We start from the raw sequence: 25,089 nt of genomic DNA on the forward strand, positions 1-25,089 counted from the left end.
CGGCAACACGCTTTGAGCGTTGCAAGGGCCTGTGCCTGCTGTGTAGTACAGGCGCGCACGGCATGCCCATGAAGCGTTCGATTGCATGTAACACCCCGTTTTCCTTAAAGGAGTATTCAGTGAAAACAGTCGTTAAAACCCTGTTGGCCAGCACCGTCGTGGTGGGTTTCTTCGCATTGGCCGGTTGCGCCACGGAAAGCTCGCGCGCGCTACCGATTGAAAAAGTGGCCAGCGCTAACGTGGCCTATCAAGGCGTACGTGTCCCCATTGCTGTTGGCAAGTTCGATAACCGTTCCAGCTACATGCGCGGCATCTTTTCCGATGGGGTTGACCGTTTGGGCGGCCAGGCCAAGACCATCCTGATCACCCATTTGCAACAGACCAACCGCTTCAGCGTGCTGGACCGCGACAACATGGGCGAAATCTCCCAGGAAGCGGCGATCAAGGGCCAGGCGCAAAAACTCAAAGGCGCTGATTACGTGGTCACCGGTGACGTCACCGAATTCGGCCGTAAAGAGACGGGTGACCGTCAACTGTTCGGTCTGTTGGGCCGCGGCAAAACACAGGTGGCCTACGCCAAGGTCAACCTGAACATCGTCAACATCAACACCTCGGAAGTCGTGTATTCCACGCAGGGTGCGGGTGAATACGCACTGTCCAACCGCGAAATCATCGGGTTCGGTGGCACTGCCAGCTACGACTCGACGCTGAATGGCAAGGTGCTGGATCTGGCGATGCGCGAAGCGATCAATCACCTGGTAGACGGTATCAATGCCGGTGCCTGGAATCCGCGCAACCACTGATCACGGCACTCAAGGAGCAGTACAAGGATGAGCAAGGCAGTCAAGTTGTCGCTGGTGCTGGCAGGACTCGGGCTACTGACCGGGTGTCAACCGGCCCCCAAGCCTCTCTATCAGTGGGAGAGCTATCAGCCGCAGGTGTACGAGTATTTCAAAGGTGAGCCCAAGGAGGCGCAAATCGAGGCACTGGAGCGCGATCTGCAAAAGATCAATGCCAGCGGCCGTTCTGCGCCACCGGGGTACCACGCCCATTTGGGCATGCTTTACCTGTCGATGGGCAAGGATGATCAGATGGTTCAGCAGTTTCGCACCGAGAAAGCCCTGTTCCCGGAGTCGGGGCCTTACATGGACTTTTTATTGAAGAACGCTAAAGCCGGAGATGCCAAATGATGCCGCGTTTTATGGCGCTGTCGGCGGCTTTTCTGAGCCTGGCCTTGCTCGGTGGGTGCGCCGCGCCCAAGACCATCGACTACGCCGCGTTCAAGCAAAGCCGTCCTAAAAGCATTCTGGTGCTGCCGCCCATCAATGAGTCGCCGGAAGTCCAGGCCTCGTACAGCCTGGTGTCCCAAGTGACTTACCCGCTGGCCGAAGCCGGTTACTACGTGTTGCCCATTGCGCTGGTGGATGAAACCTTCCGCCAGAACGGCCTGACCACTGCCAATGATATTCAGGCTGTGGCTCCGGCCAAGTTGCAGCAAATCTTTGGCGCGGACGCCGGTTTGTACATCACCATCACCGAATACGGCACGCAGTACATGCTGATCTCCAGTGATACAGCTGTGACAGCCACAGCCAAGCTGGTGGATCTGAAAACGGGCACCACCCTGTGGACCGGTGTGGCACGCGCTTCCAGCGAGGAGGGCAACAGCAACGCGGGCGGGATTGTGGGTATGTTGATCACCGCGGCGGTCAAGCAGGTCATCAACAGCTCCACCGATGCAGCGCATCCGATTGCCGGGGTAGCCAGTGCCCGCTTGCTCTCGGCCGGCCAGCGCACCGGCATCCTCTACGGGCCACGTTCGCCCAAGTACGGTTCGGACTGACCCGCACCGCGTCGGTGGCAGGCTTGGGTGCCACCGACGCGGGAGCGGCCAGCACCTCAACCGGGGTTCAGTGGGCCACCGCCGACATCAGTAACGTGCGAATCTCCCCGGTCATCGCACTTTGGTGCCTTGTACCAATATCCCCACGCCCCTGCACAGGCAGCTCTTGGAACATGGGTTCCCTGCACGTGCCGTGACGGCTAACAAAAAGTGCGGTTGATTGTTTTAGGTCATCACAATGATCTTGTATGTCTATATGATTTTTCCTACGCGTTGCATCAACTAACAGGCGTATTACTTGTGTGGCTTCGAGACGGGTTTAAACAACTTTATAAAAGTAATGGAGCGCTGATAAAAACCCCTGTTTCAGATCGTGTTTTTTGGTCAGCTGCGCAACTTCTTGCGCAGTGAAATGTGAATAAACCTGTGGACACATCGCTGTATGTATCGATTTAAAGAGCGTGCTGACCAGTGCGCAACTTCTTGCACAGCACTGCGCAAGAAGTTGCGCACTTTTTGGCTGTTTTTTACGCTTATTGCCCTTGTATTTATTAAGTGATTTAGCTAACTGATTGATATCTATAAGTTAGAAAAAAGTTGGCATGAAGATTGATTGCCTACTTGTTGCCCGGCAAGCGATTTTGCCTGTCGGCATTCATTTTTTAAACAAGGAAAGTATCAATGGCTACTCCAGCGTATATGTCCGTGACGGGCACTAAACAAGGTCTTATCACTGCCGGTGCATTCACCGCGGATTCAGTCGGCAACACCTACCAGGAAGGTCATGAAGACCAAGTCATGGTTCAAGGCTTCAACCACGAAGTGATCATCCCTCGCGACCCGCAATCGGGCCAACCGACCGGCCAGCGCGTTCACAAACCGGTGAAGATCACCAAGGTGTTCGACAAGTCGTCGCCGTTGCTGCTGGCCGCACTGACCTCGGGTGAGCGTCTGACCGAGATCACGATCCAGTGGTACCGCACTTCGGCTGCGGGCACGCAAGAGCATTACTTCACCACCAAACTTGAAGACGCCATCATCGTCGACATCAAGGACTACATGCACAACTGCCAGGACCCGTCGAACTCGCACTTCACGCACTTGGAAGACGTGGAATTCACCTACCGAAAAATCACTTGGACCCATGAAGTATCGGGCACTTCCGGTTCCGATGACTGGCGTACGCCAGTCGCTGGTTAACGCTGGCCGATGAATGAAATACCCCGGTCACTGAGTGGCCGGGGTGTTGCATAACCTCCATGTCCAAACGTAAGGAAAACCATATGTTCGCGCCCGCCAACACTGCGCATTTCACGTTGTTGATCCCCTATGTTCCCAATGACTTCAAGGTGCTTGCCTTTGATGGAGTTGAAGCGATCAGTGTGTTGTATGCGATCCAGGTGGAGTTGGTCAGTGAGCGCTCTGATTTTGATGTGGAGCGTTTGCTCAGCCAGCCTGCCTTTCTTCAGTTCGGCCTCAAAGGTGAGGGTATTCATGGCCGTATTGAAGAAGTGCGAGTGGGTGAATCCGGTAAGCGATTGACGCGTTACTCCCTGACGTTGGTGCCTGCGCTGCATTACTTGCAGTACAGCTTTAACCAACGCATCTTCCAGCACCTTACGGTGCCGCAGATTATCGAACAGGTGCTCAAAGGGAATGGCATTCAAGCCCATGCTTATACATTTCATGTGAGCAAAAGCCCTGAACGCGACTATTGCACGCAATACGGTGAAAGCGATTTCGATTTCATCCAGCGATTGTGCAGTGAAGACGGGATTGCCTGGCATCACCAACACAGTGCGCAAGACCACTTGTTGGTGTTCACCGAGGACCAGACCTTTTTTCCAACACTCGGGACGACTCCCTACCAGCAAACCAGCGGACAAGTGGCCGATTATCCGGTTGTCAGCCACTTTTCCCTGCGTTTGAGCACCCGGGCTAGCACCGTCACCCGCCGAAGTTACGACTTTAAACGGCCCAGTGCATTGCTGCAGAGCCACTTCACGGCCGAGTTCACCCCTGCGCTGGAGGACTACAGCTCACCTGCACCTCTGGACAATGAGCAGCAGGGGCGGCAGATCGCCCGGCACGCGTTAGAGCGTCATCGTGCCGATTACAAATTGGCACAGGGGCAGAGTGACCAACCGACCTTGCGCAGCGGTCACTTTTTCAACCTGAGCGACCATCCCCGCAAGCGTTACAACGATTTGTGGTTATTGCTGAAGGTTCATCACGTTGGCAAACAGCCACAAGTGCTGGAAGAGGCGATGAACAGCGACGTGACGTCGGACGATGCGTTCACCCAAGGCTATTGCAATACCTTTAGCGCGATACCGTGGGATGTGTTTTACCGACCTGCACTGGTGAAGCGTCCAACGGTCGTGGCGAGCCAGACCGCCCGTGTCACCGGGCCTGCTGGCGAAGAAATATTTTGCGACGAATATGGGCGCGTCAAGGTGGAGTTCCATTGGGACCGTGCCGAACGGGGAAACGACAAGAGCAGTTGCTGGCTCCGGGTGTCGTCGAGCTGGGCAGGGCAAGGATACGGCGCGGTGACCGTCCCGCGGGTCGGCATGGAAGTGGTCGTGACCTACCTGGAAGGCAACCCCGACAACCCCCTGATTACCGGCTGCGTACCCAACAAGGTCACCCGTGTGCCTTACCCGTTGCCTGCGCATAACACTAAAACCGTGATGCGCAGTGCCAGCTCGCCGGCCAGTGGCGGCTTCAACGAGCTGTCGATTGAAGATCGAAGCGGACAGGAGCTGATTTATGTTCGCGCACAGCGCGACATGGAGCAGCGGGTCGAGAACGACAGCCGACTGGAGGTCGGCAACGAGCGCCGCGAAACCATCAAGGGCAATAGCGTTGCCGTGCTCGAAGCGCAAGAGCAGCGCACGGTCACGGACGACCGCAAGGTCCAGCTCAAGGCCAACGATTATTTACAGGTTGCGAGCAGCAGCCATACCCGTGTCGGGCAAACGGTCGTGATTGAGGCCGGTCAACAAGTCCACCTCAAGGCCGGGGCCCACCTGATTCTGGATGCAGGGGCCAGCATCACGTTGAAAGGTGGCGGGCAACACCTCGTGATTGGCCCGGGAGGGATTTTCAGCAGCACCGACATTCAGCTCGGCGGCACACCTGTGAGCGGGACTGCTGCGGCACCGGTGCTGCCAGGGATGCTTGAAGGCGTGTCGGTACCTTCGGCACTGGCGCTGCCGGACCTGGCCTTTTACCAACTGCAAGCCTTCGCGGGCGCGCTGTTGCCTTTGCCGGGCTGTGCGCTCGACGCATCGGGCAACTGCCCCATCCACCAACAGGGGCAGACAGCATGATCACTTCGATTGCCTCGCCTTTTCAGGCGACTGTGGCGCCGGGAATGGTGTGCGTGATTCTGGATGCCAGTTTCGACCCGGCCCTGCCAGAACAGCTCGAACAGCGCATGGGCCATGGCCTGGAGCGCTGTGTGCCGTTGTTTGACACAACGCCCTATGTCGGCCTGCAATCCGCCGGGCCGTTCGCCGTGCTGTGCGCGCTGAACGGGGCATTGTTGGCCTATGCCAGTGCGTTACTGGCGCGGGTCGATGCCGGGTGTGTGTTCTATCTGAAGCATGAGCAACAGGTCGATCTGGCGGTAGAGCATTGGCGCAGTCTGTTGACCGTCAGCAGCGAAGACACCCCGGCCCGGCTGATGCGTTTTTATGATCCGCGCTGGTTGGAACCGTTGCTGCGAAGCCTCAACGACGTTGAGCGTGCGCAGTTTATGGGGCCGCTCACCGATATCGCCTGGCGCAACGAGCTGGGCTGGCGTCACCTGTCCCTTCCCCAGCCTGAGGCCGACGTTCACAGGCTCCCACCTGGCTGGCTGCACCTGAGTGCTGAGCGTCAGCGCCTGATGCAACAGCGCCGGCTGCACCTGTTCGCCGTTCGATTGGCCCGCGATTATCAGACCGTACTCACGATGCCTGAGCCAGAGACGTTCGTGTATCGGCAACTGCACGGCGCCCGACATGCCGGCTACCTGCAACTGGCCGACCTGGAGCGTTGGTTGAGGCTGGCTCTGCGTCAGGGTGATGGCTTCTGGAGTCGCGTCCCTTTTAGCGAATTACTGGCGCGTGAAGACCTGAGCCTTGGCGACACACTCAATGCGCTAGAGCGCCTCTGACATACAAGGACAACCACAGATGAGCACGACGTACATCGTTAAATACGGCGATACATTGAGCGAGATTGCCCAGCAGCTCGGGGTCAAGATGGCAGACCTGCAAGCCCTTAACCCGTTTATTGCGGACCCGGACTTTCTCAGGGAAGGGTGGGCGTTGAGGCTCCCGGATACGCCTTCTCAACCGTCACTGCCGCCACCCGCGCATGACGAGAGCGCCACCTGCATCGCACTCATGGGGCAAACCGAGTGCGATGAAGAGCTGGTGGAAGTGGTGCACATCACTGGGGATCCTTACTTTTATGTACTGACTGAAACACAGTGCAAAGCGTTGAAACAAGAAACCACCAAGGTTCAGGCCCTGATGGATGAACTGCATCAGAACCTGGCGAACAGCCTGCCCGTGACGCAGTGTAAAAAGCCGCAGGCACCGAGTGCCGAATGCACCTGCACGCGCTGCGTGAAAGACGTGTGGAGCGCCAAGGCACAATTGGCCGGTTTGCTGATGCGTGAGCCCGCCCCTCAGGCAAACAACGCCGCACCGCTGACCTCCGAGAACGATCTCGAAGGCGAACTGGCGACGTTACAGAAGGCCCGTGACTGGTATCAGCACTATTGGCCAACCAGGGCCTTGCAGACGCGGGTTGAAAGCAACTGGGAGACATTGCGGGCGAAAAAAACCCAGGCGCTCGACCAGCAGATCAGCAAACTGCAAGCCCAACGGGCAACGCAGCCAACGGCCGTACCGGCTTCAGGCGCGTTCAATTCCGGCAGCTCAGACAGCGAGACGAATGCGAACGACGCGGCCCCTGACTTGAAGCATGGCAAGGGCCGCAGCAGCAGGCGTGAAGGTGGCATACAGAGCAGATCGGGGATACTCGTCCTGGAAATCAGTGTGTTTGGCGATCCTGCCCGGCGTTACTACATCCCTTATCGGCTGATCACCGCATGGCATGTTCGAGTGTCGACCCGTGTCATGGCAGGAAAACCGTTCAACAAGCAGTTGGCCAAAGACTTGATAAAAGACATCAAAGAAGCCATCAGCGATGGCCGCAAGGCAGGGCCGCTGGGCAACCTGGAACTCAAGATCGGACTGTGGAACAGCCAGACCGACAACTTGCTCAACGCCTTGCACAAAGAGGTGGCATGGACAACCGATCAGAGCGGTGCCATGCCCTATGCCGTCTCTGCGCAGGCCCACGCCCTGCGATTTGCCGCCAGTGCGAGCGCTGGCGTCAATAGCTGGGAGCCCGAGGAAGGCAATATTGATGTCGGCGTCAAAGGCAGCGCCGCGTTCTCGCTGGGAGAAGGGTCTGTGTCGTTCGACAGGTATTTCCCTGATAAAGGTGGCTACGTTGCCACCATGGCCTACCGCAATGCGCTGGGCGAAGAAGTCCTTCACCCGATGGGCGTGTTTCGCCTGGGCGGCAAGTTGGAACTGTCGTGTTTTGTCGGCGCCAAGTCACAGGTCGAAACGGGGGTCAACATCCAGTACAAACCGAGCGAAACACCGGCAGGTGCTACCGCGCTGTTAGGGCCTCCGACCATGGAGGTCGGGCGCAGTGGTTACGTCGGGGTCAAATGCGATGCCTTTGCCGGTGCTCAGACCGGAGGTGCCTTGAGTGGGTTTTTTGAATGGATTGAACCTGACGAAGGGGGCAAAGCGATTAGAGATCCGGCGAGAGGCAATTGGGTCAAATTGGCCGAGGTGAAGGGGGAAGGGAATATTGCGGTGGGTGCGGGCATCGCCGGTGAATTTGGTATCAGTATCTCGAATGATCGGTTGGCGTTTAATTGCAAGGGTTCACTGGTTTTTGGACCCGGTGCCGGAGGCGGGTTTGGCACCGTGGTGGAACTTGATCAAGTCGGCAAGTTGGCATTGCTGTTTTGTAATGCGTTGGCAGATATGGATTACAGGTATCTTATTGGGGTGACAGAGGAGGCTTTCAGTTATATAGCTTCAGGGCTTTATCAGGCTGCCACTTTTCGGGCAAAGGAGTTCAGACAGGGGTTTGAACAGCCGGTTTTAGCCATGTCCACTTGGTGGAAAAAGAGAAAGGCAACGAAGATAGAGGCGGATAATTTGGCTAGTTTTTTAATTTCGCATAAAAACGATAGAATCCTGCGCATTCGTCAACAGGATATTCCTTTAAGCATGCTACCTCCGGAAACTCTTGGTCCCATGGTTTATCTATTAACCGAAGGGGTCATTGCCGCTGGCATTGGTAGTTTTAATGAAAAACAGGAACAGGCCTTGGTCATTCTTCTCTCCGAGGTGCGTCGCTGGCGGCAATTCATCAAAGTGCTGGAGCATTGCTCCCGCGACGCGTCAAAGGTCAATGCCATGAACAGTCTAGAACGAATCAACGCTTTACTTGATGGATACGAGCAAAATGAGTTTAACCGTTTTATTGATAGCCTAGCGATGAACCAGAATTCAGACAACGCTGTTCGGATGGTTTGGACTCCAAGCAATGCATGGCGTAAAGAGAAAGTATTGGTTGCTGCCCAGCGGAGTGGTCGATTTGAAGGGTTGGCTTGAGATGTGAAGCCAATCATGAGGGCGCTCTAAATGCGCCCCTCACTAAGTACATGCTAGAGCGGTTTATCAGATTGCACTGCGCAACGAAAGCTATGGCCTTGTAGATGTTGTTTTCCGACGGGCTCCTTTGCCCATCGTCGTACGGTACTAGCGCTGAGCAACGGGTTTTCTGGGTAGCTTGAGCCTCTTAAAATCCGAAGTTTGCCGATAGCAGGACCGGTAGGATTTATCAGCGGCGATACCTTGTAATAATCTTTATCGTACCAGTCATTGACCCAGTCAGTGGCATTGCCTGCGAGATTGTAAATTCCCAGCGGGTTAGGAACCAAACTATCGACTGCAAAGGTCAGACGTTTCTTTTCATCTGCTATAGGGAAATTACGGCCATAGTCCAAACTGCCGTTATCAGTGGGAAATACGACATGCTGGCCCCGATTGCGGGCGGCGTATTCCCACTGGGCTTCCGTTGGAAGGTCTACAGGATAGCCACTTAATTGTCCCAGCCAACCGCAATAGTTTTTAGCTTCTTGCCAGCTTTTTACCGGTGCAGGAAGTTTGGGCGCGTAAAACATTTCTTGTAAATCTTCCCGCTTTCGGTCTTCTGCATCAAATAACGGTTTGCCCTGCGCGATAAAGAACAGATCGAAATCGGCCAAAGTTGTCTGGTATTTGGAGAAGGAGTAACTGCTCAGTTTGACGGGGTGAACAAAATCATCATCGCCATGCATGCTGATATTACCCATGCGCTCGGGGTCAACGCCGCAAGGCCAGTCACAAAGATTTTTAGGGTCATCGTCATATGGCCAACCGAAATCTCCCATCTGAAATTCACCACCTTCGACAAACACCATATTGTCCAGAGATTTCACCACGGTATTCAACAGTTGACCGCGAATTTCAGTGGACAGCTTTGGGTAAGTCCGCTCGATAGTTGCTGCTATTTCAGCGACTTTGTCGGCTGACAGTTTCTGGCTTTTTGGTAGAACGGAAGTCTGTGCCTGGCAACCCATCAGCATGAGCGATGTAAACAGAGGTAATAACGTTTTGTTTATCACGGGCATGTCCCATATGCGCCTGGAAATGGGGGCGATCTTAGCACTTATAATGCGAGGAAGTTATCGTCAAGAGCAGTTTCTTGTCATGTGTGCGACGAGGTAATGTGTAGGCTATTGATGTACTTGAATAAAAAGTTTGGCCACTTTTTAGATGATGCGTGGGTGTTCAAGGTAAGAGTAAGTAATTGTCTGATTCCACTGTAAGAATTACCTTATATAGTAATTGCCATTCAAACAATGGGGTATGCTTAATGCCTTCCTGTGTTTGTTTAAAGAACTGATCTGTTAAGTGTGATTTGGGGTCTTGGTTGCACGTGTCACGATGATTTGTAGCGCTCGTTTACCGTGTGTAGCCACCGAGACACGATTTCTAACTCGCTGTCAGTAAACCCTTGGGTCAGTTTGACATTCAACGGGGCCAATTCGGCCATCGCTTGTTGGGCCGCTTCTCGTCCGGCTTCGGTTAACCAGAGCCGGTAGCTGCGTTTATCTTGTTCATCCACCCGGCGAAGAATGAGCCCCGATCTGACCATGCGATCTGCCAGTCCGGTCATGGCCGAGGGCGCGATATCCAGGGCGCAAGCGACTTCTCCACTCAACGCTCCGTCCTGCGCACGGATCGCAAACAACGCGCCAGCTTGGGTGGCGCTGATGCCGGCTGAGTTCGATACATGCCGTTTTATGTACCTGGACAGGTTTTTTTGAGCAGCATTAAGTAAATAGAGGTAACGACGGTCATGTTCCATGGGGTGCGCTCGGTAATTGATGAGTCATCCAACTGACCACGGTCGGCCATAACGTATTGGCATGCCTGGGGCGGAAAAACCCCATGTGGCCAATCGGTGAGCCGTCACTGTCGGCCGGGCTTAACTGGCGTCGCTCAACCGCACACGACGTTAAATGCCCCATCATCAAGTCGATGGCGGGTGCCGGCGCCCACGGATCATCCTCGAAACCTATCGCCAGCACGGGCAGTGAAGGGCGGGCAAAACGCTCGCTCGCATGGACGGCGGGGTCATCAAAAAAGTAATGGGTAAGACTCGTCCAGCGTGACCATTGCAGCATGACATTTGCCGGTAAATTTTCGCCGATGCCTAAGCTGCGTCCCGGCACGTAACCGAGCACCTTTGCGCAGAGGGGGCCAATGACCTTCAGCAAGAGGGTCACTTTCCAGCGTTCAACACCCGGTTTTATAAATCTCAGGCACCCGGCCTGCGAGCAGAGGGTCACTGCCGCCGTCAATGTGCTGCTGCTGGCGCACAGTCCGATGGCATGACCTCCAAAACTGTGGCCTACGGCCATATGGGCAAGCCCCGGATAGTGCGTGCTGACCCAGCGAATGACGGCCTCCACATCGTTATCGGCCCATGAGGTAAAACCCGATGTGACATCCCTGGGGTGAGGCCCATGTCGGCTGACGCCGCGGTAGTTGTAAGTGATGACCTCAAAGCCCTGTTCGGTCAGGAACCTAGCAAACGGAAAGTACAGTCGTTCGGTGACAGCCGTCGCCGGATTGATTTGAATCACGGCTTTCGCAGGGCCTATTGCGTGATGGACAGTCAGCTCTACAGGCTGCCCATCGGGGCAAATGGCGACGTGGGTAGTCAGGTTCATAAAATTTAGTTCGTATGTGAAGCAATAGACTTAACATGCGAAATAACCTGCCTTCAAGCGTCATGATGTGTAGAAGGTCAGGTCTGGAAGCGGTATGCCGTTAAAGGGCAAGTCGAGGTGCAGTGACATCACGTAAAACCACCCCCTGGGTCAGGGCATTGCTGACCTCCCTGTGACTGGCTTGCCGCACGAGTTCAACCTGCGTTCTGTGCCAGGGTTTCGCACAATTCCACCAGTGCTTGTTTCAACAGATTGCCCGCGTGGCTGAGGCCATTTTGGCCGTAGAGCGCCAGAAATACGCCTTGTATATCCGGCAAGCCACTGTGGGCGTCCAACACTTTATGCTCGGCACTGATGACCCGCACAGGCAGCAGACTGATGCCCACCCCCGCAGCCACGGCCGCGCAAACACTGGCCAGGCTTGCACTGGAGTAGTGGATGCGCCAGCGCCACCCGGTGACTTCCAGGTGATGCAGCATCTCGTTGCGGTACAAACCGCCGACCGGAAATGCCACCAGCGGCAAGGGATCGCGCCCGAGGGCGGGCATGGCGCGGCTGTCGACCCAGCACATGGGTTCAGGCCAGCACGCCAGGCAATCGACCCCTTGCCCCATCTGCTTGACCAAAAGCAGGTCGAACTCCCCCTCACGATAAAGGCGCATCAGCTCCGGGCCCAGGCCACTGGTGACTTCCAGGCGAACGCCAGAATGCTCTCGGCCGAACCGCGAAAGAATCGGCATCAGGCGTTCAGCCGCAAAATCTTCCGGCACCCCTAGGCGCAAAACGCCTTCGCTTTTCAGGTTGCACAGCACGTCGCGTGCTTCTTCCTGTAGCGCGAGGATGCGGCGGGCATAGGCCAACAGGCGTTCACCTTCAGGGGTGGCCCTCACGTGGCGCTGTTCGCGGTCCAGCAACGGGCAGCCGAGGGTGTTTTCAAGGCGACGGATTTGCTGGCTGACCGTGGACTGGGTCAGGTGCAGACGTTGGGCGGCCCGGGTGAAATTGGCGCAGTCCACGACCGCCACAAAGCTGCGTAACAGAATCGGATCGAACATCACTACCGCCATTCACATCGCCACTGGAAGGCATGCTTATATTTAATTTCAGAATGCCAAGTGCGCTGACCATACTGGTTTTCCCTGCGATTGATAAGAGGGGGTGAGCATGCGTGTGCAGGCATGTAAATCCGGTTTGTGGGCTGTGGGATTGCTGATGATGCGGGTGGTGATGGCAAATGAGAATGAGCTGTTGGATGCCGTGCGGGACGGTGAGCTGGGCAGGGTGCAGCAACTGATCACGGCGGGGGTTGACCTTCAGGCGGCTACAGAGGATGGCAGCAGCGCGCTCCTGCTGGCCACTCACTCAAACCGGATCGAGATCGCCAGGGCGTTAATCGATGCCGGGGCCAGCGTTAATCAGAAGAACCTGAGCCAGGACAGCCCCTACCTGTTGGCGGGTGCAAGCGGGCATAACGAGATCCTGCAATTGGCGTTGGAGCACGGAGCGGATTTGAAAAGCACCAACCGCTATGGTGGCACCGCATTGATCCCGGCGTGTGAGCGCGGGCATGTCGAAACGGTGGGCCTGCTGATTGCGGCGGGTGTCGACCTCAACCATGTCAACCGTTTGGGCTGGACCTGTTTGCTCGAAGCCATTGTGCTGTCTGACGGCGGGCCGGCGCATCAGCACATTGTCAGTCAACTGATCGATGCCGGCGCCGACTTGAACCTCCCGGACAAACAAGGCGTCACCCCGTTACACCATGCCCAACAACGCGGCCAGCGCGTTATTGCCCAATTACTGCGTGCCGCGGGCGCGCACTGACTCAGGTCGAGGTGTTTTCATGTGTGACGATGATGTGTACCTGCAACGCGCCGTGCAATTAGCCGCTCATAACGTTGCCGCCGGGGGCAGACCGTTTGGCGCCGTGTTGGTTAAAGACGGTCACGTGATTGCCGAAGCGGCCAATGCCATCCACCTCAGTCAGGACCCCACCGCGCACGCTGAATTGCTGGCAATACGCGCCGCCAGTCAACAACTGGGGCCACACCTTCACGGGTGTGTGGTCTACGCCAGTGGCCAGCCTTGCCCTATGTGTTTGAGCGCGATGCATCTGTGTGGCGTCTCAAGGGTGGTGTATGCCGCGAGCAATGCGCAGGCGCAGCCTTTTGGTTTGTCCACTGCCGGTGTCTATGCGCAGATGGCGTTGCCTTTGTCGGCGCAGGTATTACCGGTTGAGCACCTGGAGCAGCCGGCCATGATCGGCCTTTACCGTGACTGGCAGGCGCGCCATGCAGCGGGATAAAACCGCGTTGCGGGTGTTTGCCCAGTGGGCTTTGTTGATTGTGCTGGGCCTCAATCTGCGCCCGATCCTCAGTTCCGTCAGCCCGCTGTTGATGGAGATTCGCGCTGCCACCGGCATGAGTTTTCAAAGCAGTGCCTGGTTGACCAGTCTGCCAGTGGTTTGCATGGGCCTGGTGGCCCTGCTCGGAACGCGTCTGCACGCCGGTTTGGGCGAGCGCCATGGCGTTGCCCTGGGGCTGGCGATGATCCTCGGGGCTTGCGGCTGGCGTTTCTATGGCCAGCACGCTGAGGTCTTGATCGCCACCGCCTTATTGGGCGGGTTGGGTGTGGCGCTGATTCAAGTACTGGTGCCAGCACTGATCAAACGCCAATTCCAGCACCGCGTCTCGCTGGCGTTGGGCGTGTACAGCGCATCGCTGATGGCCGGTGGCGGGTTGGCCGCACTGGTCAGTCCGCTGGTGGCGGGCCACTTCGCGCATTGGCAGAGCGGTCTGGGCATCTGGCTGATTCCGGCAGCGGTGGCGTTGACCTTGTGGTGGCGGCTGCCCTTTGCGCAGACCGACCAGCCCGCAGTCTCGGCGCCAACACGCGTATGGCATAAGCGCCGGGCGTGGTGGCTGGCGTTGTATTTCGGTCTGGTGAACTGCGGTTACATGAGCATGGTCGCCTGGCTGCCCGCGTACTACCTGGAAATGGACTGGAGCGCGACCCGCAGCGGCTCGTTGCTGGCGTTCATGACCATATTCCAGGTCATTGCTGCCTTGGTGATGCCCGCCCTGGCGCACCGCAGCCTTGACCGGCGGCCGTTGTTGATGATCAGCCTCGCGGCCCAATTGGCGGGTTATGCCGGGCTGGTGTTGTGGCCGCTGGGGGCACCGCACCTTTGGGTGGCCTTGATCGGGTTCGGCTTGGGTGCCTGTTTTGCATTGAGCCTGATTTTGACCCTTGATCATTGCCGCAAACCGCGCGAAGCCGGGCAACTCGGAGGCTTTGTTCAAGGCGTTGGTTTTCTGATCAATGCGCTATCGCCCTGGATGACGGGCTGGCTTCGGCAGCTTACGGGGGAATTTGCCAGTGCCTGGTGGGTGCTGGTGATGGCTGTGCTTTCGATGATGCTGCTGACACGCCTTTTCAGGCCGACCAACATCAATCAAACGGTGTTTCCTGCAGCGCAAGCCCTCGAACAGCCCACGTGAGGCCGCAAACGAAAGGGGCGAGCACTGACACGGTGCGCGAGGCGGCAATCGATGCCGCCCCGGCGTGTCCCTTAGAGTTTTTGCAATTGCCCGATACGGCCCATCATTTCGGTCACGATTTGCAGGTCCAGCATGAACTGCTCGACCGTCTTGAACTCGTTGTCGGTGTGACCGGTGTATTTCACATTGGGCATGGCCAGGCCGAACTGCACGCCGTTTGGTAGCTCATGCACCGACGTGGCGCCTGCGGAGGATTCAAATGCATGCGCCATGCCCAGGTTCTCTGTGGCCACTGCCAGCAACGCTTGCACCCACTCACCCTTAGGGTTTCGGTACATCGGCTCGGCAATGGCGTAGTCGAATGCCACAGGGGTGTGCGTGCTTTTGCTCCAGGCACTGAGTTTGCCCGCGATTTCGTCCTGCAGCACCTCGGGGGATTTACCTTTCGGTACACGCAAGTTCACGGCCAGTTTCAAGCCCTTGTCGTCCAGGCCGACGTAAGTCGGTGACGTGGTCAGCGGGCCCATGAACGCATCCGAGAAGCCGACGCCGAGCTTTTTGCCTGTGTAATCGAGCCCCCAGTTATCAGCGCCATAGCGCGCAGCATCGGTGATAGCGTTGGACTTCAGCGCAACGGTGCCATGCAGCCCATTAATGAATTCGAGCATTCGGGCCACCGGGTTAACCCCGGTTTCAGGCTCCGAGGAGTGGGCTGACACGCCTGTCACTGTCAGTTGTACATCGTTGCCCACCACAGCGCTGTTGATTGCAAAATCGCCACCGTTGCGCTTGGCATACTCGGCTCCGGCCTTGTTCAACGCCGCCGCCAACTGCTCAGGCTGATCGGTGACCAGTGTGGCCACCGAGGTGGACGGGATCTGGTTGGTGGCCATGCCGCCCGTGAGCGACACAATCTCTGCACCATTGCCCTGCGCAGCGCGCCGAGCAAAGTTGGCCATCACCGTGCCGTAGCCTTTTTCGGCAATGACGACCGGATAACCGCCGTCCAGTGCCAGGTTGTACTGAGGCGTCGGGTTGTGCTCGAAGTAATATGGAATGGCATCGCCCGAGGTTTCTTCGGTGGTATCGACCAGCAGTTTGAAATTGCGGGCCAAGGGCAGCTTTTCTTCCTTGATGACTTTCATCGCATACAGCGTGACCACGATGCCGTTTTTGTCATCTTCGGTACCGCGCCCATACATGCGGTCGCCGATCAGCGTGACCTTGAAGGGGTCCAGTCGCGTACCGTCCTTGAGTACCCAGTTTTCAGGCGTGACCGGCACCACGTCGGCGTGCGCATGGATACCGACCACTTCGTCGCCCTGACCGTCGAGGGTAATTTCATACACGCGGTTATCGATGTTGCGAAATGTCAGGCCGAACCCTTGCGCCAGGGTTTTGATTTTGTCGGCGATCTTCAGAAATTCAGGGTTCTCATGCTGGGGAACGCCTTCGACCGTCACGGTCGGTATGGCCACCAGTTCACGCAAGGTTTGAGTGGCGGCCTCCCCGTACTTGACGCGTGTATACACGCCAAGCAGGCGATGGATCTCATTCTGCTGCTCAGCAGTGAGCGGTCTGTTATTGAGAAACGTGTCGAGGGTTGCGTTCAGGTTGTCTGTTTTGGCCAGATCAGTTTTGCCCAAGCGGGTGAGGAACGCCCTGAAATCAGTGACTGTGCTGTCACTGAAGTGTTTCACAATGGCAGCACTTTGCTGCGGGGTGATGTTGGCCTGAGCGAGGGGGGCGACGGTGCACAGGCTGGCAAGCACGCAGGTGGCCGCAGCCATTTTTTTCAGCGGGAAATCCATTGCAGGGGCATTCCTTTGCAAGTAAGGCGAGAGTAGGCGGTTGAGTCGCGACACAACTTTTCCAAACTACCACTGCATCACCCGTTCAGGGAGCCCCTCACGTGCGATCTGTCGCACAGAAACGTTAAATAATGCCTGCACCTCTTAACGTCAGGAGGCTATGGAGCACGGCCATGAACGCCCCCTGACACTGTTCTTGCCTAAGTTTCATCCTGGGCATCGAGTGTTATGGAATTTGCCATGAATGCTCGCTTCCCGTGTCGATTTCAAATTTATGGGCGAATGGAAAGTAATGATCGAAGGCTGCTTGAAGACTTTGCGCATAAGGCATGTCAGCAATGCTTGACGTTTCAAGCACTGTCTGACCTTTCACCACTTGAAATACCGTGTTGTAGCAGTCAGGGCGTTCCATGAGGAGCACATCATTGAGTAGCGTGGGCCCTGTCAGTCGAAAGTATTCTTTGTAATAGGCTTTGTGGCGCTCACGCGCTTGGGCTAACGCTACGGGAGGGAGTTGCTCGTCAACCACCGGTCGTGGCTGGAGGTAATAATCTTTGTTGGCGAGGTAACGTTTATGCATTTCTGTTGAAATGGCGCTCAACACTGGATTGTTGGGCTGGCTGGCGTAATGACTGCTGTTGTACCCATAGAAATCGATGTCTTCTTTTTTCACCAGGCTACCCAACAATAAGTCGTTAGCGGCTGCTTTTAGATCAGCGCTTTTTAAGGCCACCTTCAGAACATCATCCAGATCCAGATAGAGGCCCCCGTAGTAATGGGTCAAGGGGAACCGGATGACATCGCACGCCGCAGCATACATTTTATGCGGTGCATTTTTGATGGCCGAATATTGTTCGGCATTCTGGCTTTTCAGGAACGTGTCAAAAAAAGGTTCGTTGGACAGTTTGGAGACAACCAGTTGCGGAACTTTTTCGCGGCAGAGCGACTTAATGGTGTTAAAGAGCTCGTCGCTGACATCCAGGTGCAAGGTTGATATGAATTCGGTCGAACGATTAATGTTAGTGGCCATGTTATTAATCAAGTGCAGGGGCGGGGCTTGAGTGCCGATCCAGATGTAATGAATGTGGTTGGGTATTGCTAACGCATTCTCTGGCACTTGAGGTAACGCCGGGAAGTCAAAGGTTTTCAGGCGCGTCGGGGTCGGCGTCAACGATTTATTGGCATTGAACTGATCGATTGAACCTTTTTGCCATTGGCCCTTTGAATCTCGCCAAACAGGCGAACCCAGCTCGGTGCCAATGAGTTGGCGCCATGTGCCCAACTGCGTGTCATAACCGATAAATTCGACGTAATTGCCGATCTTGGCCATGTAGGTGCCTGCCTCCCCCAAGACGTCGTCCATGGGCAGGCTTATCTGCCGGGTCAAGCGTGTGGGGCGCGGCGGAGCTCCTCCCGTGAGGCCTGCGATGTCGAGTTCCCAGTGCTGCGCTTTTGTGTTGAATCGCACCGCAGGGCCTTGTATGTCTGCGGTATGAAGATGAAAAGCTCTGGTGTTCGGGGGATGATGAATGGCGAAAATATTGTTTTGCATTTTTATGTAGTTTTTATCGCCCACGGTATAGATGTTATTGCGCAACGTGGCCGTTGAGAGATCCACATCAGGTTGATGGAACAGTTGTTGCTGACGTATATCGAGTTTTCTGTTGCCCCACGAAAAGTCAGGTTGGAAAAGGTTAAGGGGCGTGTGCGCAGTGCCAAATTTTTTTGGCTCGATGGAGGCTTCAGGGACTGCAACCTTTGAGGCAGACTGCGGATCCATGCGGGTTTGCAGTTGGGTGAGCGGGGTAACGTGCTTGAGCTTCTGGCGCAAAAAGTGTGTACGTTGCAGGTAGGCGAACCCTTTAATTGCTCCCCGAAAGAGCAAACCCACCAGAGCAAATGGATTCGCGGCACTCGTCCACCCTTTTGCCAGAGAAACAGTAAATGCCCTGGAGGCGTACGCTGTCCGCATGGCCAGCACTGCAGCCTTGGAGGCGCCGAATGTCGTGCTTCTGACGACGATGTTGCCCAGTAATATCGAGGCTTTGTAACCGCTGTAAACGGCTTTAGCAAACGGCAATATAAAGGTCCACGCTTCCAGCAGCGTAGTGAGAACGGTGCCGGCGGTCACATCATCCTCTTCAATATCTCGATAGAGAGCATAAAACGGGATGAATATTTTAAAAATCGCCTGGGTTTTGGCGACCAGTGCATCCCTGTACTCTTCGTAAGGTGTCGGGTGGGCATACTGCGGCCGAAGAGTTTTCATGGCTTGGCTAAACCAGTGGTCCACCATTAATTGACTGAGTTGTTCGACGCGAAGCGCTTCGGGAACATCGACAGGGTTACTCCACGAAAAACTGAAGGCCAGGCTTGCATGGCTTCTGTCCGAACCGGGTGTTGCGCGTGTATAGGCGTGCGTGTCAAACGCTGGAAGGCCCTTGATGTAGTGATCAGAGCGGAATAACCCAGAGGCGTCCCACGTTGCATAATGCGATATGAGTTCGCCTTCATGCGCCAGTTTTTTGATTGTTCCCGAGGGGCAAAAGATTTCATAGGCGTCTGCCAGTGAAAAGGCTGCTGAAGGCGCATTCCTCATCGCCAACAAGCCAAAATATCCGGGCACTGAAGTGCCTTCAATGTCAAAGCTCAGCTTTAAGAAATGGTGGGTATTTAAAAGTTGATGGCGCTGGGCCACGGGTAAATCATTGATTGCATAAACCAGTCGCGCCACCAAGGCTTTATTGTAGCGAGCCTCAAAGTTGTCGTAGGCGGTGTTGAATGCGCTGTTGAGTGTGCACCCGGCGAGCCCTTTGCTATCGAACCCCAGTGTCTGATCATCAAAGGATCTGTCATGACCGCAGGTCATGTACATCTCCAATAACGAGAGCGACATGTTTCTACCGCGGCTTTTGAATCGTGAGACAAAATACTGATTTATTTCGCTGTCGGTAAAACGCCTTTTTTTATGGATGGCGATGTCAGGGTGTTGCGCTGCGAGTTGTTTGCGGGCCATTTTTTTTCGATCAGGCGGATCTTGCAACAAAACAGTCAGTGTCTTGGCGTACTCTTCTTCACGTTCTGTCGTGTAGGTGAAGGCCTTTAAAGCGTCTTCATGGGAGACGTCTCCAATGTCCGTAAAGGGGATGATCTGTCTGCACATTGCGAAATGCAGTACGGGTATTTTTCTCAGTACGCTGACAGCAAGCTCTTGATCCGGTGTCAGCGTTTGCGAAAGGGTGGACTCCAGCAACGCCATTAAAGGTTGATAGCCCAGTCGTGGCGCGGCACCGGGCAGTGTGATTTCGGCCAGTGCAACAGCGTGTCTGAAATCCATCGCTCGTTTGCTATTGCCATAACGCAGGTCTTGCGGAGCATCGAAGATGAGCAATTCGGGGCAATACCGCTGAGCCAATATGCCAAATGCCAGGTCGCGTTCTTGACGTGACGTGCATTTAAGTGAGCGGCTCAAATGCTCCATTGCCTGCTCGCGGACCTGATGAACAGGCGAGTCACCCCGCAGTGGCGTGTTCAGGTTGAAACCGCCCACATAGCCTTGCCGATGGTTGGCGGGCGCTAAGAGGTAGTCCGTGATGACTGATACAGCGAGAGCTTTGATCTGACCGGGGCTTGCCTTTTTTTGCTCTTCGACAGTCCAGGGACTGGCGCTCAACAGCGCTTTTTCTAATTGATGAAACTCGGTTGAGTCCATCATTAGCGCTAATCGTGTGTTGATCGATGCGTCCTTAAGGCCCGCGTCAGCAATGCTCGGATCCGCAAACAGCAGGTTGATATTCAGGTAGCCTGCCAGCGCGAACATATCGGGTGAGAGAGCCGTACCGCCAATCAAACGATGCAGAACCGGCGACAAGACCGCCGAAATTTGCCTCGCTTTATGAAAGTCATCGTGGGTGACGACGAGTTCGGGTTGCTCGCTGGCTGTGGGGTTGGCGCCTAACGTGAGGAGGCTGGACGTCAGGTAGTGGTAGTCACTGGAAAAAAATCGATAGTTGCGCAAGGCGTGCTGGATGGCGAAAAACGCGCTGTATTGGTGGCTGTCTACATCAGGCGCCGTCCGGTTATGGCTGATGTATTTGTGGGTGAGCCTCAAGGCTGTTTCGGTCGTAACTTTCAAATGCGCTGGAATAAACTCTATGAGCTCTTCAAGGACTGTCTTGAGTACAGACTGCGCTGCCTCTGAGGCGAACATCTCGACGGCCAGGGCGCGAAATTCGCTGTCCTTGGTCAGTGTCTTCAGACGGGCAGGTGCGTGGAAAACTGCCGATACGTCCGTAATGGGCAAAGCAGTATTTAAAGGGAGTGCCTGATCAGGGTGTTGCTGGATATAAAACGCCCGGGCGACCTCTTCGGGTGTCATGCGCGTGATCAATTTACGGGCGCGTGCGGCCAACAGTTGGCTGGCAGGGGCCTTTATGCTGCGGCGCGTCGCTTCATCGAGGCGCTGGCTCAGCGCTCCCGGGAGGGTGTAAAGGCCGAGCGTCGTGGCATGTTCAAACACGTACTGGACATCGCTGTAGTGTTTTTGGAGTTGATCGGCAACGCTCTCCATGAACACGTCAATGTCAATCCCTTTGGTTCGGCATCGCTTTCTAACGTCGTTGCTGAAGAAAGCGGTCTCGGCGTAGTGGTCATCTGGCACATACGTCAGCCAGTCATTAAGGTCGGTACGCTGATTGAATCGTCGGTTCATTTCCTCTTTCAGCGCCCGGGTTGTTTCGAATACCTCAAGGCCATTGGCGGGCGAATACAAAATGGCAGTCATTGATTCGGGGCCAGATGATTCAGTCATGAACGCCATGACCGAAGACAGCCTGCGTGGCTCTTTAGAACGGTCATTCTGGATACCGACGCGCACCACTTTAGCGGGCGTCAGGGTCCCTGTTGCCTCACGGTTAGCTGCCACAGGGTTACTGATGACTTGACGAAGCAGCTCAGCGCTTTGGGGAGGCAGCGTGCCATCGACCGATAACAGGCGGATTTCGGTTTCCAGCTGTAGTTTGAACTGCTGCACCCAGCTTTGTTCTTTTGAGGGTGCAGCCTCATCGTTGCCGTGAGCAGGACTGGCCCAAAACGTTTTCAGGGCCTGGGTATAAACCTGCGCCAACTGCTTGAGTTGCCCGGTAAATTGATGATATTGGCCGGCACTGATCGTTATTTGTGCATAAAGCGCAGTTGGGTCATTGACTGCGTATCGCAGGTGAAGGTTTTGATTCAGGGCATCGGCTTGATGTGGCCCCGACAATGACTGCTTAATCAGCGAGGCAAGGGTTTGTTGGGGCAGTGAAGGATCTGAAGGGTCGAAAAACCAGACACTCTCCAGGTTATGCAGGGTGAAGGTGGGCGGTAAGGCGGGAAAGGCGGCGCTAAGTTCCTGCTGTATGCAGTCATTGAGCGAGGGCTGAGCCGCCAGCAATGTCTCGATAGCATTGAAAGTGCCCAAGGAATCAATCAGCTGTTTCTGGGTGCTGCGGGTGCAGTGCCTGTCCAGCAGGTTGGCAATGAAACTGAGCGTGTGTGAAAGGGTTCGTGGCAAGGCTGTCAGTCGGGTGATCAGTGCCTGTTTGAATGCCAGACGTGACGCGGGGTCGGGGTGGGCGCCGGGGTAGTGGATATCCCCAGCATGGGTTGCCCACACCAGGTTGGCCAGTTTCAGCACCAATGTGTTGACGTCACGGTGTTTAACAGCCTGAGGCGAGACGTCCAGTAGCGTGGCCACGTTTTCCCTGATGACATCTTGAGTGGCAAACGTCATCGGAAACAGCGGGGCGGCACATTGCTCGTTTGTCAGTGGGTTGGACTGCAACCGGTCCAACATGGCGTTGAGAAGGTCCATGGCCAGGCTGGCGGCCACCGTTTCGCTGCGCTGGACATAAATAAAACCATTGTTATCGGCGAGTGCATAAACGCTCATGCTCTCTATTTTTTCCTGGACCTGATTCTTCACAGTTGGCCTCTTACCGTCGATTTTAAAAGTTCGAACGTAAGAGATTCAGGGCCAGAACAAGCGGTAGTTAATTATTTAAACAGAGTGCTTTCACCCACCTCTCCTCACACCGGTGACGGGGGGGAGAGGAAATCGGTGCAAGCCTCAAAAATGAAGGGAGGCGCTCAACCGGGCCGTTAGCGGTGCGCCCTGAAACACGTAGTTATCGCCCATGTAATCGCCGACGTCGCGCCAGTAACGTTTGTCGAACAGGTTGTCGACGGTCAGGCGCCACACGGTGTCATAACCCTCGATACGCGTGCTGTAGCGGCTACCGATGTTAAACACCGCATAGCTGGCGGCCTCGACGTTACCCTGTGGGTCGGCGTATTTCTTAGCGCTGTACTGCACACCGCCGAGCAGCGCCAGGCCATCGAGCCAAGGCAGGGCGTAGTCACCATAGAGGCTGGCACGCAGGGTGGGGACGTTAAGGGTTTGATGCCCTTCGTAGGCCGACGTGCCGCTGCCTGATACCCGCGCGCGGATCGCCGCGACACTGGCAGACACCTGTAAACGCGGGGTCACGTGGCCATTGGCTGCCAGCTCCAGCCCGGTGTTTTTTTGCTCGCCCCGTTGCACGTAAGTGAACTGCCCGGCGCCGTCCGGTTGCGCGTACTGGTACGCCTGGCGCAACTGAAACAGCGTCGCGCTGAGGCTCAGGCGTTGCCAGTCGTACTTGATCCCGGCTTCGATTTGCCGCGACACGCTGGGGGGCAGGATGTCGTAAGCATTGGTGGCAAACCAGGGCGCCGTGCCGCCCAGCGACAAGCCTTTGCTGTAACGGGTGTACAGCGACAGGTTATTCAGCGGTTTATAGATCAACGCTGCCTGTGGCAAGAACGCATAGCGTTGGGTGTGGCGGGTGGTGACGCCGGTGCTGTCGAAGGATTTTTCGTCCAGACGCACTTCGCGCGCGCCCAGCACGGTGTGCCACTGTTCGTTGAAGCGGATGCGGTCGTTGAAAAACACCCCGTACTGGCGGCTGTCGAGGCGACGGTGGCTGTCGTTCAGGGCGCCGGTGTAGCGGGGAAACTGCTCAGGTTCGACCTCGATGTTGCCGCTGCCGATCCATTCCATGATTTGCTCGCGATTATTAACGACGCGCCGCAATGCGCTGCTGCCCACTGTCAGCTCATGGCCTAATGCCCCGGTGTTGAAGGCGCCGCTCAGGGTGGCTTGGGCTTCGTCATTGCGCCGGGTGTCGTCGGGGCTGCGGAAGTCGTAAATGTCGTACCCGCCTTGCGGGGTGAAATAGTTGCCTTGCGAGCACACTGCGCCTTGGGTACAGCCACCCCAAGCAAAGGCGCTGTAGTCATCGATCACCACCTTGCTGCGCGACGCACTGAGGTTGCCTTTCCAGTTGTCACTGAAGCGGTACTCAAAACGGCCATTGAGGTTCAGCGAGTCGAGGGTGACGGGCTTGGAGCCGCTTTGATGGCCCAGCAGTTTTTTGGGGGACGCGCCGTGGGGCAGTTGTGTGCCGCCCAGCAGTTGGTAGCCGGGCACCGAGCGCTGTTCCTGGGCCTGGTACTCGGCATCCAGTTGTAACAGCGCATCGGGGCTGATGTCCCAATCGAACGCCAAGGACATGAAGTCACGCTGGCCGTTGGCGTGTTCAACGTGAGAATGAATGTCTTCATGGGCCACATTGGCCCGCAAGCCAAATTGTTGTTCGCTGCCGAACCAGCCGCCGACGTCGGTGGCGATGTATCCGCTGCCCCGGTCATCGGTGGACACCGTCACCGAGCGCACATCGGCGGCCCGCTTGGTCACGTAGTTGACCAGTCCGCCGGGCTCCGACACCCCGCTTTGCAGGCCGGACAGGCCTTTGAGCAATTCCACTTGCTGCTTGTTTTCAAGGCCGACGTTTTGCTCGCCGGTAATGGTGCGCCCATTGATCGTGTAGCTGCTGGCCGCGTTCAGGGAGAAACCGCGTACCACGAAGTTCTGGTAATAGCCGACGGGAGCGTAGCTTTCGCCCACGGAGGCGTCATTTTTCAACACATCGCTGAGCAGGCGAGCCTGCTGATCCTGGATCAGCGCGTCAGTGAAGACGGAAACAGCCGCCGGGGTGTCGAGCAAGGGCGCCGCGTCGAACCCGGCCACCGACGCCGTTTCTGCCTGATACCCGAGGCTGTCTTCGCCGGTCACTGATATGGCGGGCAGCTCGGTTTCGTTGGCCTGCGCCGTCTGAAAAGCGCTGGCAAGCAGCAGGCTGACACTCAAGGTCGTGAACGCAAAACGCGGCAAAGGCTTACCCATGAAAACTCCTGAACGTCCCGCCCTGGCACACAAATACGCAGGCTCGGGAAGACGCCAGCCTGCGTGTGTGTGCACAGGTCGATAGGTGTCTGGCTGATGGCCAGATCTTTGAGGCGCGCAGGGTAGCACCTCCGGGGCGCTGAATCCGGCACTTCCTGCGCCAGCTGGGTGGCGCCGTAATCTGCTGAAACGATGCAACTGCAGCAGGTGTAGTGTGACAAAATGCCTCGCCGCCCGGATCCAAGTGCACGAACGGCGCTGTAAGGAGCCTATAGAATGCCGCCCTGTTTTGCTTC

At 56.1% G+C, this 25,089-nt stretch carries 17 protein-coding genes; 10 read left to right on the forward strand and 7 right to left on the reverse strand.

Annotated elements, in window-relative coordinates; translation table 11 throughout:
* Positions 1-119 precede the first annotated feature (119 nt).
* The 7 genes from V6F78_RS03300 to V6F78_RS03330 all read left to right on the forward strand — a co-directional run bounded on the left by V6F78_RS03300 (position 120) and on the right by V6F78_RS03330 (position 8,547).
* Positions 120-803 (forward strand): CsgG/HfaB family protein, encoded by a 684-nt coding sequence (locus tag V6F78_RS03300; RefSeq protein WP_047274729.1) that lies wholly within the window; start codon positions 120-122, stop codon positions 801-803.
* Positions 804-830: 27 nt separating this feature from the next.
* Positions 831-1,190 carry a DUF4810 domain-containing protein gene (locus V6F78_RS03305; protein ID WP_332726618.1) on the forward strand — a complete coding sequence of 120 codons (360 nt, stop codon included), beginning with the start codon at positions 831-833 and terminating at the stop codon, positions 1,188-1,190.
* Complete coding sequence (locus V6F78_RS03310) at positions 1,187-1,843, forward strand: DUF799 domain-containing protein (protein ID WP_047274727.1); 657 nt, start codon at positions 1,187-1,189, stop codon at positions 1,841-1,843. Before V6F78_RS03305 ends, V6F78_RS03310 begins: the two co-directional genes overlap by 4 nt.
* 681 nt (positions 1,844-2,524) lie before the next feature.
* Positions 2,525-3,043 carry an Hcp family type VI secretion system effector gene (locus V6F78_RS03315; RefSeq protein WP_047274726.1) on the forward strand — a complete coding sequence of 173 codons (519 nt, stop codon included), beginning with the start codon at positions 2,525-2,527 and terminating at the stop codon, positions 3,041-3,043.
* A gap of 83 nt (positions 3,044-3,126) precedes the next feature.
* A complete protein-coding gene (locus V6F78_RS03320; RefSeq protein ID WP_332726619.1) occupies positions 3,127-5,178 on the forward strand; it encodes a type VI secretion system Vgr family protein in 2,052 nt (683 codons plus the stop codon).
* A complete protein-coding gene (locus tag V6F78_RS03325; RefSeq protein ID WP_094990957.1) occupies positions 5,175-6,008 on the forward strand; it encodes a DUF4123 domain-containing protein in 834 nt (277 codons plus the stop codon). The genes V6F78_RS03320 and V6F78_RS03325 overlap by 4 nt, the downstream gene beginning before the upstream one ends.
* Before the next feature lie 19 nt (positions 6,009-6,027).
* Positions 6,028-8,547 (forward strand): LysM peptidoglycan-binding domain-containing protein, encoded by a 2,520-nt coding sequence (locus V6F78_RS03330; RefSeq protein WP_332726620.1) that lies wholly within the window; start codon positions 6,028-6,030, stop codon positions 8,545-8,547.
* Positions 8,548-8,600: 53 nt separating this feature from the next.
* On the opposite strand, the gene V6F78_RS03335 is transcribed toward V6F78_RS03330, so the two are convergent.
* The 4 genes from V6F78_RS03335 to V6F78_RS03350 form a co-directional block, all read right to left on the reverse strand.
* Positions 8,601-9,608: a formylglycine-generating enzyme family protein gene (locus V6F78_RS03335; RefSeq protein ID WP_332726621.1), complete on the reverse strand. Its 1,008-nt coding sequence runs from the start codon at positions 9,606-9,608 to the stop codon at positions 8,601-8,603.
* 311 nt (positions 9,609-9,919) lie between these two features.
* Positions 9,920-10,348: a MarR family winged helix-turn-helix transcriptional regulator gene (locus V6F78_RS03340; protein ID WP_047293796.1), complete on the reverse strand. Its 429-nt coding sequence runs from the start codon at positions 10,346-10,348 to the stop codon at positions 9,920-9,922.
* Positions 10,338-11,216, reverse strand: coding sequence for an alpha/beta hydrolase family protein (locus V6F78_RS03345; RefSeq protein ID WP_094990954.1), 879 nt, complete (start codon positions 11,214-11,216; stop codon positions 10,338-10,340). Before V6F78_RS03345 ends, V6F78_RS03340 begins: the two co-directional genes overlap by 11 nt.
* A gap of 194 nt (positions 11,217-11,410) precedes the next feature.
* Complete coding sequence (locus V6F78_RS03350) at positions 11,411-12,271, reverse strand: LysR family transcriptional regulator (RefSeq protein WP_332726622.1); 861 nt, start codon at positions 12,269-12,271, stop codon at positions 11,411-11,413.
* A gap of 109 nt (positions 12,272-12,380) precedes the next feature.
* Here V6F78_RS03350 and V6F78_RS03355 point away from each other — a divergent pair, with 109 nt between their 5' ends.
* Genes V6F78_RS03355 through V6F78_RS03365 form a run of 3 tightly spaced genes read left to right on the forward strand, consistent with a single transcriptional unit; the run spans position 12,381 to position 14,716 of the window.
* Positions 12,381-13,040, forward strand: coding sequence for an ankyrin repeat domain-containing protein (locus tag V6F78_RS03355; protein WP_047293792.1), 660 nt, complete (start codon positions 12,381-12,383; stop codon positions 13,038-13,040).
* Between the two features lie 19 nt (positions 13,041-13,059).
* Positions 13,060-13,521, forward strand: coding sequence for a nucleoside deaminase (locus V6F78_RS03360; RefSeq protein ID WP_332726623.1), 462 nt, complete (start codon positions 13,060-13,062; stop codon positions 13,519-13,521).
* Entirely contained in the window at positions 13,508-14,716 is a 1,209-nt protein-coding gene (locus V6F78_RS03365) for a CynX/NimT family MFS transporter (protein ID WP_332726624.1), read from the forward strand. Before V6F78_RS03360 ends, V6F78_RS03365 begins: the two co-directional genes overlap by 14 nt.
* A 71-nt stretch (positions 14,717-14,787) precedes the next feature.
* On the opposite strand, the gene V6F78_RS03370 is transcribed toward V6F78_RS03365, so the two are convergent.
* From V6F78_RS03370 to V6F78_RS03380, 3 genes are all read right to left on the reverse strand, one after another.
* Complete coding sequence (locus V6F78_RS03370) at positions 14,788-16,527, reverse strand: dipeptidase (RefSeq protein ID WP_332726625.1); 1,740 nt, start codon at positions 16,525-16,527, stop codon at positions 14,788-14,790.
* 226 nt (positions 16,528-16,753) lie between these two features.
* Positions 16,754-22,492 carry a hypothetical protein gene (locus tag V6F78_RS03375; protein ID WP_332726626.1) on the reverse strand — a complete coding sequence of 1,913 codons (5,739 nt, stop codon included), beginning with the start codon at positions 22,490-22,492 and terminating at the stop codon, positions 16,754-16,756.
* A gap of 144 nt (positions 22,493-22,636) precedes the next feature.
* Positions 22,637-24,793, reverse strand: coding sequence for a TonB-dependent siderophore receptor (locus V6F78_RS03380; RefSeq protein ID WP_332726627.1), 2,157 nt, complete (start codon positions 24,791-24,793; stop codon positions 22,637-22,639).
* Positions 24,794-25,089: the final 296 nt, after the last annotated feature.

This window comes from Pseudomonas sp. ESBL9 (assembly GCF_036668715.1).
Classification (GTDB): domain Bacteria; phylum Pseudomonadota; class Gammaproteobacteria; order Pseudomonadales; family Pseudomonadaceae; genus Aquipseudomonas; species Aquipseudomonas lundensis.

What these genes read in the sequence shown, in the direction of transcription:
- V6F78_RS03330 (WP_332726620.1), top strand. Translation starts at nt 6,028, where the DNA reads ATGAGCACGACGTACATCGTTAAATACGGCGATACATTGAGCGAGATT.
- V6F78_RS03360 (WP_332726623.1), top strand. Translation starts at nt 13,060, where the DNA reads ATGTGTGACGATGATGTGTACCTGCAACGCGCCGTGCAATTAGCCGCT.
- V6F78_RS03345 (WP_094990954.1), bottom strand. Translation starts at nt 11,216, where the DNA reads ATGAACCTGACTACCCACGTCGCCATTTGCCCCGATGGGCAGCCTGTA.
- V6F78_RS03370 (WP_332726625.1), bottom strand. Translation starts at nt 16,527, where the DNA reads ATGGATTTCCCGCTGAAAAAAATGGCTGCGGCCACCTGCGTGCTTGCC.
- V6F78_RS03380 (WP_332726627.1), bottom strand. Translation starts at nt 24,793, where the DNA reads ATGGGTAAGCCTTTGCCGCGTTTTGCGTTCACGACCTTGAGTGTCAGC.
- V6F78_RS03355 (WP_047293792.1), top strand. Translation starts at nt 12,381, where the DNA reads ATGCGTGTGCAGGCATGTAAATCCGGTTTGTGGGCTGTGGGATTGCTG.
- V6F78_RS03310 (WP_047274727.1), top strand. Translation starts at nt 1,187, where the DNA reads ATGATGCCGCGTTTTATGGCGCTGTCGGCGGCTTTTCTGAGCCTGGCC.
- V6F78_RS03315 (WP_047274726.1), top strand. Translation starts at nt 2,525, where the DNA reads ATGGCTACTCCAGCGTATATGTCCGTGACGGGCACTAAACAAGGTCTT.
- V6F78_RS03325 (WP_094990957.1), top strand. Translation starts at nt 5,175, where the DNA reads ATGATCACTTCGATTGCCTCGCCTTTTCAGGCGACTGTGGCGCCGGGA.
- V6F78_RS03365 (WP_332726624.1), top strand. Translation starts at nt 13,508, where the DNA reads ATGCAGCGGGATAAAACCGCGTTGCGGGTGTTTGCCCAGTGGGCTTTG.
- V6F78_RS03350 (WP_332726622.1), bottom strand. Translation starts at nt 12,271, where the DNA reads ATGTTCGATCCGATTCTGTTACGCAGCTTTGTGGCGGTCGTGGACTGC.
- V6F78_RS03340 (WP_047293796.1), bottom strand. Translation starts at nt 10,348, where the DNA reads ATGGAACATGACCGTCGTTACCTCTATTTACTTAATGCTGCTCAAAAA.
- V6F78_RS03305 (WP_332726618.1), top strand. Translation starts at nt 831, where the DNA reads ATGAGCAAGGCAGTCAAGTTGTCGCTGGTGCTGGCAGGACTCGGGCTA.
- V6F78_RS03320 (WP_332726619.1), top strand. Translation starts at nt 3,127, where the DNA reads ATGTTCGCGCCCGCCAACACTGCGCATTTCACGTTGTTGATCCCCTAT.
- V6F78_RS03335 (WP_332726621.1), bottom strand. Translation starts at nt 9,608, where the DNA reads ATGCCCGTGATAAACAAAACGTTATTACCTCTGTTTACATCGCTCATG.